The 14916-nt window shown below is 40.9% G+C and carries 9 protein-coding genes; 4 read left to right on the forward strand and 5 right to left on the reverse strand.

Going from position 1 to position 14916, the window contains the following annotated elements; genetic code table 11:
- Nucleotides 1–30: 30 nt before the first annotated feature.
- From B9Y81_RS02710 to B9Y81_RS02720, 3 genes are all read right to left on the reverse strand, one after another.
- On the reverse strand, nucleotides 31–5682 hold the full coding sequence (locus tag B9Y81_RS02710) for an alpha-2-macroglobulin family protein (RefSeq protein WP_085535445.1): 5652 nt from the start codon (nucleotides 5680–5682) through the stop codon (nucleotides 31–33).
- Nucleotides 5683–5802: 120 nt separating this feature from the next.
- Nucleotides 5803–6300: a dihydrofolate reductase gene (locus tag B9Y81_RS02715; RefSeq protein ID WP_085535446.1), complete on the reverse strand. Its 498-nt coding sequence runs from the start codon at nucleotides 6298–6300 to the stop codon at nucleotides 5803–5805.
- Nucleotides 6301–6318: 18 nt separating this feature from the next.
- Complete coding sequence (locus B9Y81_RS02720) at nucleotides 6319–7113, reverse strand: thymidylate synthase (protein ID WP_085535447.1); 795 nt, start codon at nucleotides 7111–7113, stop codon at nucleotides 6319–6321.
- Between the two features lie 390 nt (nucleotides 7114–7503).
- Here B9Y81_RS02720 and B9Y81_RS02725 point away from each other — a divergent pair, with 390 nt between their 5' ends.
- Nucleotides 7504–8106 (forward strand): HU family DNA-binding protein, encoded by a 603-nt coding sequence (locus B9Y81_RS02725; RefSeq protein ID WP_085535448.1) that lies wholly within the window; start codon nucleotides 7504–7506, stop codon nucleotides 8104–8106.
- 275 nt (nucleotides 8107–8381) lie between these two features.
- Here the strand turns inward: B9Y81_RS02725 and B9Y81_RS02730 are convergent, their stop codons facing one another.
- Entirely contained in the window at nucleotides 8382–9335 is a 954-nt protein-coding gene (locus tag B9Y81_RS02730) for a sugar phosphate isomerase/epimerase family protein (protein ID WP_085535449.1), read from the reverse strand.
- Nucleotides 9336–9474: 139 nt separating this feature from the next.
- Here B9Y81_RS02730 and B9Y81_RS02735 point away from each other — a divergent pair, with 139 nt between their 5' ends.
- The gene (locus tag B9Y81_RS02735; RefSeq protein WP_085535450.1) at nucleotides 9475–10863 is read left to right on the forward strand and encodes a DUF1080 domain-containing protein; all 1389 of its coding nucleotides are present in this window, start codon (nucleotides 9475–9477) and stop codon (nucleotides 10861–10863) included.
- An 88-nt stretch (nucleotides 10864–10951) separates the two neighbouring features.
- Here B9Y81_RS02735 and B9Y81_RS02740 read toward each other — a convergent pair whose 3' ends face one another.
- Nucleotides 10952–12817: an FAD-dependent oxidoreductase gene (locus B9Y81_RS02740; protein ID WP_085535451.1), complete on the reverse strand. Its 1866-nt coding sequence runs from the start codon at nucleotides 12815–12817 to the stop codon at nucleotides 10952–10954.
- A gap of 360 nt (nucleotides 12818–13177) precedes the next feature.
- On the opposite strand from B9Y81_RS02740, the gene B9Y81_RS02745 reads away from it, so the two are divergent.
- Nucleotides 13178–14302 (forward strand): aldose epimerase family protein, encoded by a 1125-nt coding sequence (locus B9Y81_RS02745; protein ID WP_085535452.1) that lies wholly within the window; start codon nucleotides 13178–13180, stop codon nucleotides 14300–14302.
- Between the two features lie 235 nt (nucleotides 14303–14537).
- Complete coding sequence (locus B9Y81_RS15250; protein ID WP_176221435.1) at nucleotides 14538–14702, forward strand: hypothetical protein; 165 nt, start codon at nucleotides 14538–14540, stop codon at nucleotides 14700–14702.
- The last annotated feature ends 214 nt before the right edge of the window (nucleotides 14703–14916 follow it).

Consider the following 14916-nt stretch of genomic DNA (forward strand, 5'->3'; position numbering starts at 1 on the left):
ATTTCAAACATTAGGTTGTTCCTTTGATGTTTAATCTTTTATAATAAGACGTCCTCCTTCTGTGTGAGAAGTATATTCCGGTGCATATAAACACTGAATTGAAGCAGGTCCCGAAGCATATTCTCCGTTTCTTGAAACGTATACACCATATTCAATAACATAAGTTCCTTCAGGCAGACGATCAAAGAAAAATTGTTCGGACACATCCTTTGAGCTTCTGTAATAGAACGCACCATCGCGGTATTGTGTTCCCGACAATTGGTCTGTAGGCTCGAAACAACCCGCGCGCATATCTTTTAAATGTACGTAAGTCATCTCCTGTTTTGTTCGTATGGTTAGGCGCACAACAGCTTTATCCCCTATACGAAGCGTTTCCCCTTCTTGTAAAGCGACTAACTGAAGTCCTTTATCCGATGCTTTTTCTACAAATATCTTCTTCTCTACACTCAGATCACCTTTATGTTTGGTGACCTGATCCATTGGAACAAAATACTGATTATACAATGCTCCCCAAGCCGGATTATTCCCTTCTTTACGGATTGTCAGTTTTTCGTTTCCGGATATTTCTGCCGACTTACGTACGGTCTTGCTATATCCGATTCCCTTGGTGCCATTTTGGGTATCTATAACTTCATTGCCCCAGTTAACAATCACCCGGTTATCTTCTGCCAGCCAATCTCCTCCCGTCAGCAATAAGGCATATACAGCATTGAGTGTGGCAGGAGTTGTTTCCCAGTTTTGCGTACGTTTCTGATTCAGCAACCATTGCTTCATCTTATCTACATCCATGTCTTTAACCGGGATTTCAGCAAAAGCAGTCATCAGTAATGTATGTGTTTCGATAGGCGACACGGGAGAAAAACCATTCCTACGGTTATTCGCCCAATAAAGCCCTTGTTCTTCCGATTGAGTAGCCGTACGCTTAAACCAGTTCATGATAGTTTCCGCCTTTTCTTTCTTACCGTTTCTGTGTAAAAGCAATGCTGTTTGAACACGCATACGCATTGGCAGCTTCTCCCATTGGCTTTCTGCCTGATCGGTATAGAAACGAATGGCTTCGCGCGTTCCTCTTTCTTCCGGAATATCCCGGTATTGACTACGCATAAGTACATAATCCAGTTGCCATCCGGAAGGAGACATATTCTTCCAGTTCTGGTTATGTTTTTTCAGCAACTCAAAATCTTTTTCAATCTGATTGTCCAAATAACGAAGCGCATTCATTTGCATTTCTTTCTCCGACTGAGCATATTGTACCGCATTCAGATTAACAAGATCAGCCATTCCTTGCAGAATAGAGGTCGTTACATATCGATCTGCCCCGAAACCACTGAACCATCCCCAGGCACCGTCTTCACGTTGCAGACGAATTAATTCCTGAAGCGCCTCGGCATGCTGACTTTCCGCGCGATTAAGATCAAACAACGTATTCAAACGTTGAATTTGTTCGGTTTCATTTTCCGCTTCCAATACCCAAGGAGTTTCTTCAAGCAAGACATTCTTCAACTCTTCATTCTTTTCCAGGTTAGACAACAACGAGTTCGCATCTTTGCCTGCAGCCGTCCATTGGTCAATGATTTTACGCATACGAGAATTAGCCTGTACAATAGAAGTTGCCAGAATATTACTATAATAGGAAGTAAACCAAGCAGACGCACTATTATTGGATGGACGAGTAAGGTTGGGCAATGCTTGCACAGCATACCAGATCGGATTTGCACTTACCTCTAACGTTTGTAGATAAGGTTTATACGAAGCCGTGCTATTTCCGGGAATAGCAATCGTCTTTTCACCACCACTCTTCAGATAGATTGGAGTAGTTTCCGTCACTAAAATCTCGTTTGACAGAACGGGTAACAAATGCTGTTCTCCGTCGCTAACGGTTTCAGTATCCGCGATAATGCGTACGCCGAGCAATTCGTTTCCTGCGGGAACCGGGATAGTCCAGTTGGCCGTTGTTTGCTGTCCGGCAGCCAGATCGAATGGATATTGAGATTTCGTAAGGCAAACTATAGGTTCGTCAGTCGCAGGATCAAACAGTTCCAAGCGCACTTTTCCTGCCAATAAACCCTCCGATCGGTTAATCACTTGTGTACTAATATTTACTTCGTCTCCCTTACGAACAAAGCGCGGAAGATTAGGTAAAACCATCAACGGTTTATTCGAAACAACTTCTTTCGTTAATTGCCCATAACTCATATCTTTCGTATGTGCCAGCGTTTGAAACTTCCAGGTTGTATTGCTCTCAGGCAAAGTAAAGTTGACCGTAAGCGCACCGTCTTTATCCGTTCTTAAAACCGGGAAGAAGAACGCTGTTTCATTAAAGTTCTTTCTTAAAGACACCTTCTCGGTTGCTCCGGTTGCTGTACGATCATCTTGATCAAGTTTAGAAAATGCCGCTACATCCATTTCTTCTTCAGCCGCTTCTGCTGTAACCATATCTGCTACCGGTGCCGCGTTTTTCATCGTTAAAGATGCCCGGGACTGGCGAGTGGAATACGCATAGGTCCTCAACATTGCCATATCCCAATTAAACCGACTGTATTCAAAGTTGGAAATAGCTGCATATTTCACATCACCGGTCAGATACATTCCGGCAGCTAAGTAAGAACGATTTTCACGGAAAGCAGAAGCATTCAAATACGAACGATCCCAGATGGAAAGATACCACTTGAAAGATGTAATCGCGTCTAATGAGGCATCATACATAGAAGCCAGTACTTCTGCTGTGGCAGGTAAAGAGTCGGGAGTAAGTACTTTCAGTTTCCAGCTTTCTTTATTACCGGGCATTAACTTATCGCGGAATGTTTCCGTTTTGATTGTTAATGTTTTGCTCGGTACTTTTTTGGTTATATTTATTTGTCGGGTATATAATTTGCCTTCTTTAATGAAAGTAAATAAAGCCACTACCCCATCACCATAGGTTTCTAAGAAAGGCACCGTTATTTTGCGGTTTTCGTCAGACAGTTCAAAACGTTTACGGGATACCACTTTGTTGGCTGAAACCAATTCGTAAAGAACATAAGCCTTTTTGTGCGACGTACCAAAAACAAACTCTACCTCTTCTCCCGGTTGAGCGGAAAGATCATCCATAACCAACCATATATCCGAGAAAACGGGTGGGCGTTTATCTTTTTCAGTATAAAGAATCACATCCTGCGTCAATTCTACCGGACGGTTTTTTGCATCAGAAGTTTCAAACTTAATCCGGTAACTGCCGGAAGCTAATTCAGAAAAGACTGTCGATGAAATCGGCTCGTCTGTCGTAAACTGTCCTTGCGTAACGATATTGCCTTCCTTCTTTTCGATCGACGTTGCTCCTTTTTTCTTTTCATGTATCAGGCTATAAATCGTATATTTTCCCTGCGAACGAACAGGTTCTCCGTTTAATGTCTGAGCACTTACCTGTACGGACAGATCTTCGTTTTTCATCTGTTCGGTAAGGTTTGTAGATAATACAATACTACTGCTGCCAACAGAGAACCGGGAGTTTGTTTCCTGTGTTTCGCCTTTACTGTCGCTCACTGTTGCCGAGACTTCATACGATACATAATTCGCCCAAGCCTGTATTCCGTTCTGTTTTTCCGGCACAAAATCAAATGAGAAATTGCCGTTTTCGTCCAGCGTAGTTTCCCCTTGCAATACTTGTGTTTCAGCGAAAGAAGGCACACCATAATAGAAGAATCGGAACGGACGAAGCAACACACGGTAACTTACCTTTCCGGCTTGCAACGCAACGCCTGAATAGGTTTGCGCCTTACCTTCGATCTTCACACTATCGCCAAAAGTGATCTCTCCCTTGATCGGACTGATTTCTATGTTGAAAGAAGGACGTTTATACTCTTCAACCTGAAGAGAAACTGTTGTATTTTCAGTAGATAGGGTAAACCTTCCGTTTAATCCCTGACGAGGCAACGTAAACTCACCATTAAACGACCCAAATTCGTTTGTTGTAAAATCGCGGGTAACCACCTCTTTATGATTTGCATCTCTTAAAATAACCTTGACTGCCCGGTTCGGCAATACAACGCGATCTTCCTTGTTTCCACTATAAGCTATTCCTTTAAAACAAACAGATTGCCCCGGACGATATAACCCTCTGTCGGTAAATAAAACCACTTGCGTTTTCTCCTCACTATTCGTAACGCTTTCGCCAAAGCGATTATTCGCCAAATAGATTGAGGTGAGAGGCGTAAACTTATCATCCCGGTTTACGGCACGGAAATAACGGATTTTATCATTCGCTGCTATTTGAGCTATACCGTTAGTGTCTGTCTGCACAGAATCGATCTGCACAATTTCATTTTGGTGTGATTTATATAACAAGACTAAAGCCTTCTCGATCGGCTTTCCGGATTGCATATCCGTAACTAAAACTTCTGCACCTCCGCCTGTTGCAGAACGGGACACGGAAGCTATTTTACTAAAGAAAATATATTGTGATGATTTCAGGTTCGTATTCGGTACACTCACCTCGAACTCGTAGATACCATTTCTATCCAAACCACTCAGCCACACAGTCGTATCCACCAACTGGTAGGTATTGGGTATATCCAAAGAAGAGTTTACCTGACGAATAAGTTTACGATTCGCTTTTTTCTGCCCTTCCCTCTTTCCATACCAATAATCAGCAACATTGATGTCTTCCGGTTTTATATCCGTTTCATACATCTTTATGCTAACAGACTTCACATTTTTATATTTCAGACTCATCTTCACCTCCTGACCCGGATATAAAACAGTAGGTATACTCACATTCAGATCCGGATTTTGCATAGAGGTCAGCTTATTCTTAAAAAAGTTGATTCGCTCATACTGCGGATATGTTTTTATCGCCCGTTCGCAAAGAGCCATAATCTCTCCATTTAAAGAGCTTGCATTCGGATCGCCCGAGCGGTAAGTTTCATACTCCATCGCTCCAACACGGTTTATCCATATTTCAGCTGCAAAGTCGGCCGTAGAATAAGTGTTATACAAGCTATCCAATGAAGCAAGATACGCCGTCCGTTCATTCGCAAATTGGGTGTTCCGGTGTTTAAACTCCGTATAATCCAACTCTGCCAACATCAAAGCCTTCTGATCACCGGCTCCTTTTTTATAGGTGATTAATTTTTGATACAACTCATCTGTAGGATCAACCTCCAGCACACGATAAAGCAGATAATCATATAAAGTAGGTCGCAGTTTTTCATCCTTACCGGAGTTGAGCAGTTCGGCATACCGGTTAATCGGAATTTCTTGCAATAGTGCTTCCGGTTGAAGTGACAACTGATACTCTTTCTTTATCTTTTCTTCAAACAGATTTGTTGTCCATTCATTTATATCTTCCGGCACAAAACCAACGATAGGAGTACGCTGTCTGTACTTCCACGCGTTTTGTTGCTCAAAACTCGAATACATTTCAGCAATAAGGGAATGAAGGATCGCCGCCTCTTCCGGTTTATTACATGACGCTGCGTATACCTCTATCTCTTTAATAAGAGCCGGATAACGCGCTTCATCTATTTCTGTTTCATTTTTTATTTTTTCAACCAGTTTTTTGATCAGAGCAGATGTATCTTTTTCTTTAATTGCCAGCGTAATCATTTGCGTATTATTTACAACGGTTTCTGCTTTTGAGTAAAATATAGGTAAAGAAACGCCACAGAGTAGTACCAAAATAAGAGCTATTGCTATTTTTTTCATTTCCCTTTGAGTTTATAGGTAAAACAATCTACATAAAAGTATAGATACAAAGAATGTCTAAAAAAGAGTGAATAAACGGTTAATAAGGTGTAAATCTACTAAAAAAAATCCACAATCGACTTAACGTTTGCGGATGTATGTGATAAAAGTAAACGGATATGCGTGCTTTTCATCGGCTTGACAAGACACTCGTTCGATCTCTGTCCAATCCGATTTATCGATCTCCGGAAAAAAGGTATCGGCACCTTCGAAAGCATGATGAATACGGGTAATGTAGAGTTTATCCGCTTGTTTTAATGCCAATTCATAAACAGCAGCCCCTCCTATAATAAACACTTCAGACTCTCCTTCGCATGCCGCCAATGCTTTCTCCAAAGAGTTAACAACCAAACAATTCGGATAAGACAGTCCTTCAGACGAAGACAGAACAATATTTTTCCGATTAGGCAAAGCTCCATTAGGCAAAGACTCAAATGTTTTGCGCCCCATAATTATCGTATGGCCACTCGTGATTTCCTTAAAACGCTTCAAGTCTTTCGGCAAGTGACAAAGCAGCTGTTGTTGCTTACCAATCGCTTGATTATCTGCTATCGCCACTATTAAAGAAAGAGTACTCATATCTGTTCTGTTTTAAAGTTATACAGCCACCTCGCCCTTAATATGCGGGTGTGGATCATAACCGGTCAGTTCAAAATCCTCATATTTAAAATCGAAAATACTTTTCACTTCCGGATTAATCAGCATCTGAGGCAAGGCACGAAGTTCACGGGTCATTTGCAACTTTACCTGATCCAAGTGATTCAGATAAATATGCGCGTCTCCGAGTGTATGTACAAACTCTCCGGCTTGCAGTCCGGTTGCCTGTGCCATCATTTGCAGAAGAAGCGCGTAAGAAGCAATATTGAACGGTACGCCCAGAAAAATATCCGCACTACGCTGATACATTTGCAGACTTAACTTTCCGTTGGCCACATAGAATTGGAAAAACATGTGACAAGGCGGTAGATTCATATTTTTCAGATCTCCCACATTCCATGCGTTAACAATGATCCGCCTTGAATCCGGATTATGCTTGATCTGGTCAACAACCTCGCTGATTTGATCAATACTTCCTCCATCATAATCAGGCCACGAACGCCACTGATAACCATAAATATGTCCTAAATTACCATCCGCATCGGCCCATTCATTCCAGATACGCACACCGTTATCCTGTAGATATTTCGCATTCGTATCCCCTTTCAGGAACCAAAGCAACTCGTATATAATTGATTTCAGATGCAGCTTCTTCGTAGTAAGCATCGGAAAACCATCCTCCAGATTAAACCGCATCTGATGTCCGAACACACTAAGTGTACCCGTTCCCGTACGATCTTCCTTTTTCACCCCTTCCGTCAGCACACGGTCAAGTAAAGACAAATATTGTTTCATTGTTTCATGCTTTCATTCCCAAATCAATTGGATGCAAAATTACAAAACTAATTGTATATGGCAATTCTCCGGAGTGAGGAAACGAATCAGATTATTCGGTGGGTACTTTATACTTCGGCAATAACTCCCGATACCATTTCTCCATAATATGATTAGTTTTCAATAAAAATATTTCTCTTTTTTCTTGCAAAAGGGGTAGTACCGGTTTTATATTTGCAACCGTTCAACTAAAATTTTGACGACCGTGCTTTTGTTTTTTGAGGGTCGTGCTTTTGTCTTTTGACGGCCGTGCTTTTATCTTTTGAGGAGCCTCAAAAATAATTTCACGCCTATATTTTAAGGATAAAACCCTTTATATAACCAAATTAACAGTAACTAAAACAATAACTCATGAAAGAAGTATCTTACAGCATCTATGAAGTCTATAATTTACAGCAAGGAAAACAACAAAAAATGCTTCAGGCGCGAATCAATTCCGCCGGAACAATAGACACAAAATCACTCTGTCAGCTAATAACCGAACGAAGCTCCATTTCCTCCGCAGATGTAAAGGCAACATTAGATTCACTTAATTTTTTCTTTGAATACTATTTATCCCAAGGGTATAGTATTCAATTAGACGATTTGGGAATTTTCTCCTTAGGATTAAAAAGCACCAGAAAACCGGAGACAGACAAAGACAATGCCCTCACGGTAAAAATCAACAGCATACACTTTCGCCCCTCTGTCAACTTAAAAAATCAGATAGTAAAATTCAAATTAAAGCATAAACCCAAAAAGAAAAGTTCGGAGTATCCACAAGATGAACGCCTCAAACGAATACTCTACCACGTAGAAAAGCATCACTACATCGATCTGAAAACCTGTGCCCCCCTAAACAAAACATCCCCCCACAAAGCCAAAGACGATTTACACCTCTTAACACAAAACGGACAACTGGAAGCCATAGGCCGCACCAACAACCGAGTTTACATCCGAAATCAGCGTTTGTAAAGGTTAAGTACCGGTGATTTAGGTATATGAGATCAATATCCGGCAACAAGGAACAGTTGTTGAGAATTAGACCACAAAGGTCTTTTAGCGACATTTCAGTTGGAGTAATTTATTCCTGTCGCTTTATTTCATTCCACTTGTGAACAGAAAGTGTATTTTTTTTATAATAAAACGACCTTTATCCTTTTCATAATCTTCAAGTTTTTTCTCGAAAAAGAAATTAACATGAAGATTATGTAAAAAATAAAGGTCGCTACAGAATATGATGTCACAGATTATTTTACAAACGAAGCTTTCAATAAATAGTCAACACAACCTTTTACTCCTTCAAACTGGGTACCGGCTGTTATGCCCTCCAGTTCTACAAAGTAATCCTTGATACCATTGGCATAAGCTTGTTTAAAGATATTCTCAAAGTTCATCATTCCGGATTGTCCTAATACCGCTTTATCCTTAATGTGCAATACCTTGATTCTGTCCGAATATTTTTGCATATAAGCTACCGGGTCATTTTGTCCCATAACTGCCCAATACACATCCATTTCGAAAAACACCAATGAAGGATCTGTTCTCTGAATAAAAGCATCATAGATTACCTCAATGCCCTTTGGCTGTTCTCTACCAAATCCACGACGCCCGAAAACCATATCTTCGCCTCCTGGTATTACACGTGCAAATTCCATTTCATGATTATGGTAGCCAAATGATAATCCGGCAGCTTTCGCTATTTGTCCGGCTTCATTAAACACCTCACAAACACGAGCCACTTCTTCCACATTGCGAGTAGACGGTTGTCCCGGTTGAATCAAGTAAGTAACACCAATTTTCGCATGATCATCAGCCGCTCTCTTCCAAAAGTCAGCGATTTCTCCTTTATTGGCCGCAGTATATTCCCGAACAGGAGGATTTACGTGCGTACTGGTTATTTTCAAGCCGGCATCTTCTGCCATTTTCTTGAATTCTACCATATCAACACCATTAATCGTTCCTTCTTTGTAACCTGCAAGTTCAATTGTAGAATAACCCATCTGACCAATCTTTTTCAAACCTCCCGGCACGTCTTCATAAAGTTCCTTTCCCAAAGAATAAATTTGCAAGCCGATGTTCTTCTTAGCTGATGATGATGTTTTCATCGTTGTAGAAGCCACCGCCTGAGTAGTTTTCCCAGCCAGTAAACCTCCTAAAGTAAGGAGAGACGCTCCTTTGATAAAATCTCGTCTGTTTGACATAACAATATTGTTTTAGGTTTTATTTCTTTGTAAGCACGAATTTAGTAATTTCATCGAATATTCGTTTCATATTGGTGACCCTTCATTTTGTAAAGGGTATGTTTTAACAGAAATTTATCATTAACATAAATAGAACGATATGAGTAAAATAAGTTTTGTATTGGTGGCTTTTTGTCTTTTATTTATTACTTCATGTAATCAGCCAAAAAGCGGTGTATTATTTAGTGGTAGTGAAAATGCAGACTGGATCAGCTCCGGTGATGTAACTGTTGAAGAAGGTGTCTTGTCTTTATCTGGTCCTAATTCGAGTTCTGTCTTGAAGGGTGGGAATTACAAAAACTTTGAATTGGAACTTGAAGCACGTACAACAAAAGGAGGTAAAGGTTTTGTTGGTATTCACACAGATCAGTCCGGAAAAGGATATCGCGTTGCGCTTAATAATGACAGGGAAGATCCTGTTTGGTGGAGGATGACGGGTAGTCTTATGTCTGTTCGTAACTTAACAAAAAGTTTTGTTCGTGAGAACGACTGGTTCAATATGACTATTCGAGTAGAAGGGCGGTTTATTACGGTTAAGGTCAACGGCGAACTTGTTGTAGAGTATACAGAACCAGCGACACCATATAGAACAAGTGAAAATTCACAATCCGTTTTATCTGAAGGTACTTTTGCTCTGGTTAGCACAGGTAACGGTACAGTAGAATTTAAGAACATTTCTGTTAACATTCTTGATAGCAAAAACATAGAAATGGTTGCTCAATTAGAATCGGCTTTAGACGAACAAAATGATGATATAATTAAATTACATCAGAACGATTTCCCGGTTTTAGACTATCATGTACATCTAAAGGGGGGACTTACAAAGGAGGTAGCAGCTGCTCAATCGCGAAAAACAGGCATTAATTATACCATAGCTCCTAATTGTGGTATTGGTTTCCCAATTACAAATGATGAAGAGATTTATACTTATCTGAACACGATGAGGAGTCAGCCTTTCATTTTAGCAATGCAGGCAGAAGGGCGTGAATGGGTAACTACCTTTTCTCAGGAAGCCCGCGATGAGTTTGACTTCGTTTTTACTGACGCCATGACATTCAACGACCATAAGAACAGACGTGTTCATCTATGGATTAATAATGAAGTAATAATTGACAACAAACAGAAATACATGGATCTGATTGTAGAAAGAACATGTGCCGTTTTACAAAATGAACCGGCGGATGTTTATGTAAATCCTTTTTTCCTACCCGAAGCAATGCAAGACCAATACGATGAATTTTGGACAGAAGAGCGAATGAATAAGGTGGTAGGTGTTTTAGCCGCAAGCGGAAAAGCACTTGAAATAAACGCGCGCTATAAAATACCGAATAAGGCAGTGATCCGGAAAGCAAAGGAAGCCGGTGTAAAGCTTACCTTCGGGACTAATAATGTTGAACCTCAAGTTAGTATGTTAGAATATCCCATCCAGATGATAAAAGAATGTGGTTTGACTGCAAAAGATATGTACAGACCCAAAATTAAGTTATAAAGGTTTTTGTGTAAAACACGATAAAACAGAGGTTGTCCGCTTATTTAGGTGGACAGCCTCTGTTTTAATACTAATTTTATGCTATCTGTTATTTGATCGTAGGTGGTGCTTTCAAGGTTCCCCCTTCATTGTATTTTTGATTATTGGGAAGTCCTTTCTGTCCGACACCTTCATGCATCAACAATTTAAGGTCGTTCAGGTGATAACGATAAATACCTCTCGGGAGCGTATTGTATTTCTTACACAATGACGCTGCCATACCTACCACTTCGCCCATCATTCCAGTTGTACGCATCACACGTGTTGTACCTAATGCAACGTGCGTCACACTGATATTTCTTCCGGCCATGAACAAATTATCAATATTTCTGGAATACAAACAACGATAAGGAATAGGATAAGGATAGATCGGATTGTGTTTGGCTATTGACTTAAACTCAGCTCCGGGGAAGTTTTCTGTATTTTTTGGATCCGGATAATGAAGATCGACCGTCCAGGTAGTGGCCGCGGTACCATCTTCATGCACCACATATTTGGTCAAATCCTCTTCTTTTAATATATAATCGCCCAATAACCGGCGAGATTCTCTCTTCCCGGCTACATAAGCTACCCAACCCAATTTGCGATTTTTATACAGGTCGTTTTCTTTCAGGTCATTCTTCAGATAACTCCAATTAGAGTATACAACCATCAAACCATAATCACGAATACGTTCGAATTCATTGATCTGATCATAATTCATTCCGGTTTCCCATGTCCACTCTCCCATTGTCACTTTTTCAGCACTCGCATCCGTAAATTTCACGCCATAATTAAAATACGGGAATGCAGCCGGCTTCTTTTGATCTTCAGAATACCATTGTACAGAAGCGCCCATGGTCATTTTATCGGCAATATCAGGGGCAGTCGCTTCACCAAATTCATCTTTCCCTTCACGTCCCATCGCAAAATCAGCTCCGGCAAGGTAGCCAATTGTTCCGTCTCCGGTACAGTCGGAAAACACGGGAGCAGTAAAAGTTTTCTCTTCACCCGTTTCAATATGCTTAGCTGTTACAGCTTTTATTTTTGAATTATCCATATTCACTGCGATAGCACGGAAATTAGAAAATAGCGTAATGTTTTTTTCATTGGCAACAATCTGTTCTTTCTTTTCATCTTCATAAAAATCACCCGGTTGCGCATTACCTCCGCGAGTAGGACCAAATTCTTTCTGAAGGTTTCCCAGTTCCTTGTATGGTCCGGATTCAATACGGCCACCCAAATGAACACGTATTTCAGAACTGTTATTACCGCCCAGTACCGGACGATCATTAATAAGAGCAACTTTACACCCTAAACGTGCTGCCGATACCGCAGCACTTATCCCGGCAACACCGCCACCAACAACAACCAGATCATACGTGCCGGCATCGGGAGCTATGGCAGGTAATTGAAGTGCATTCCTACGAAATGCATCCAAAGCAGTCTTATCTGTCGGAGGAATATCATTCTCTACCGTTGTGAAATAAATCGCATCACAACGACCGTTAAACCCTGTCAAGTCATGCAATCCCAACGTTACCTGCTTATCTTTGACGGTAACCTTTCCGGCCGACTGCCACATCCAGGCATCTCCTTCAACACCCAAAACCGCAGGAAGTTTTTTCCTATTCACAGACAAACGGAACTTACCGGGACCCTCTCCTTTTTTCCAGGGCGAAGTCCAGTTAAACGTTCTTACATAAACAAAATAAGTTCCACTTTCAGGAAAAGTAACCTGAGTAACCGCATCATCCACCTGTTCACCCAAACCATGCGCCATAAGATACGGAGACCCCATTAAATCCATAAATTGCTGATCTACCACCCAACCTCCTTTATGCTTGAAACTTTCCGCCTCAACCAAAAGCTGAGCCGCATTTGCCAAACCCATGTTCAACAAAAGAACCAAAATCATCACCAATCGTGTTTTCATGTTTTATCGTATTATTTGTTATTTTTCCACAAAACAAAATCACCAAAAAGTCTGCGAGATTCTCACCTACCACTAATATATGCCGTCCAATTTAGTTTTTTATTCTTGAACATGGAATTCTCTCTTAATTTATTTATAAGATTACCTCAGTTGCTTTTTAAAAGGACTCTTCTTGGAGATTCATGCTATAATTTACGTTTTATTTAATAGAAATGATAAAAGGGGGGATATTTCATTGTTTGGGAGGGATATGGGGGTGGGTTTTAGAATATTTATTGTGAGCGCGTACACGTGGAATCTATGAAAAGTGTATATTTGTCTTCATCATGATGAACTACTCACAAAAACTAATTTTATAAGATGAAAAAATTATTTATGGCTGTAATGGCAATGGCTGTGCTGTTGTCGTGTACCGAAAAAAAGGAAGAGGCCACGCTTTCCGGTTTAATGAAAACTAATTTCGTTTCTGAAGTGGAAGGTAAGCCTACTGCGCTCTACGTGCTTAAGAACATGAATGGCGTTGAGGCTTGTATTACAAACTACGGTGGACGTTTGGTTTCTCTTATGGTTCCGGACAGGAATGGTAAGATGACTGATGTAGTATTGGGATATGATAATATCGCCCAATATGTGAACACGGACGGCAACTACGGTGCTTTGATCGGTCGTTACGGCAATCGTATCGCGCAAGGTAAATTTACTTTGGATGGAACAGAATACACGCTTCCTCAGAACAATAACGGACATTGTCTGCATGGTGGTCCTAAAGGTTATCATACCCGGGTGTGGGATGCTAAACAGCTAAATGACCAAGCGTTGGAGTTAACCTATCTTTCTCCTGATGGAGAGGCCGGTTTCCCGGGCAATGTAACTATTAAAGTGGTTTATACGCTAACAAATGATAACGCGATTGATATTGCTTACGAAGCTACAACGGATAAATCAACGGTAATTAACCTGACAAATCATAGCTATTTCAACTTGTCAGGCACTACAGCTTCTATTGTAGATCATGTTATTTCAATCAACGCCGATACCTATACTCCGGTTGACGATCTCTTGATTCCTACGGGAGAACTTCCTTCTGTAGAGGGTACACCGATGGATCTGCGTAACCCAATCGTTATAGGAGATCACATAAATGATGATTTCGATCAGTTGGTTAAAGGAAAAGGCTACGACCACAACTGGGTGTTAAATGCAAACGGCAACATAAACACTTTAGCTGCAAAGGCAGTATGTCCGAAGAGTGGTATATCGCTTGAAGTTTATACAAACGAACCGGGAGTTCAATTCTATTCCGGCAATTTTATGACAGAAGATAAAGGCAAATTAGGTGCAACTTACAACCATCGTGGCGCGCTTTGTCTGGAAACTCAACACTATCCTGACACGCCAAATCAACCTAATTTCCCGACAACGACTGTAAATCCGGGAGAAACCTATAAGAGTCGTTGTATTTATAAACTGACAGTAGAAAAATAAATCGTTTCTAATTATCTAACAAAATCTTTCCAGGCAGGAAGTTCCATCGTGGTTCTTCCTGCTTTTTTTATATACGCACAGCCAATCAGTACAGAAAGGCGTTCGGTGTTCGTAGGATAATCATCTTATTTCCTATTGTCATGCTGAGCCTGTCGAAGCATCTCATACCAACCCACTGTCATGCTGAGCTTGTCGAAGCATCTCATACTGTCGGACTATTGTTTAACGAAGCTGTATGCAGAGATTCCTCCACTTCGGTCGGAATGACAAAGGAAGAGTGGTCGGGATGACAGGGAGAGATGTCGAGATGACAAAAAGGATGACTCCTACCCGGAAAAGAGCGCGATGCCGCGATAAGCGGCGAGCCGTGAAAAAACCGGCCTCATTGGATGAGCGTTAAGAAAAACACGGAGCGAGAGCGTTAAAAACAAATCGTTGTTTGAGCGAAGCGAGTTTTCGATTTGTTTAGCGAAAGCGCAGTGTTTTTTAGCGAAGGAAGTGCAGCCTTGATCTTTTTTGCTTCGTTTTTTGGATCAAGCCAAAAAATGATGTGGGGTCGCAGGGGTGAAACCCCTTAAAACCCTGTCCCATCCACTGTCATGCTGAGCTTGTCG

It is taken from the genome of Massilibacteroides vaginae (genome assembly GCF_900178525.1).
In the GTDB taxonomy this organism is placed as follows: domain Bacteria; phylum Bacteroidota; class Bacteroidia; order Bacteroidales; family Tannerellaceae; genus Massilibacteroides; species Massilibacteroides vaginae.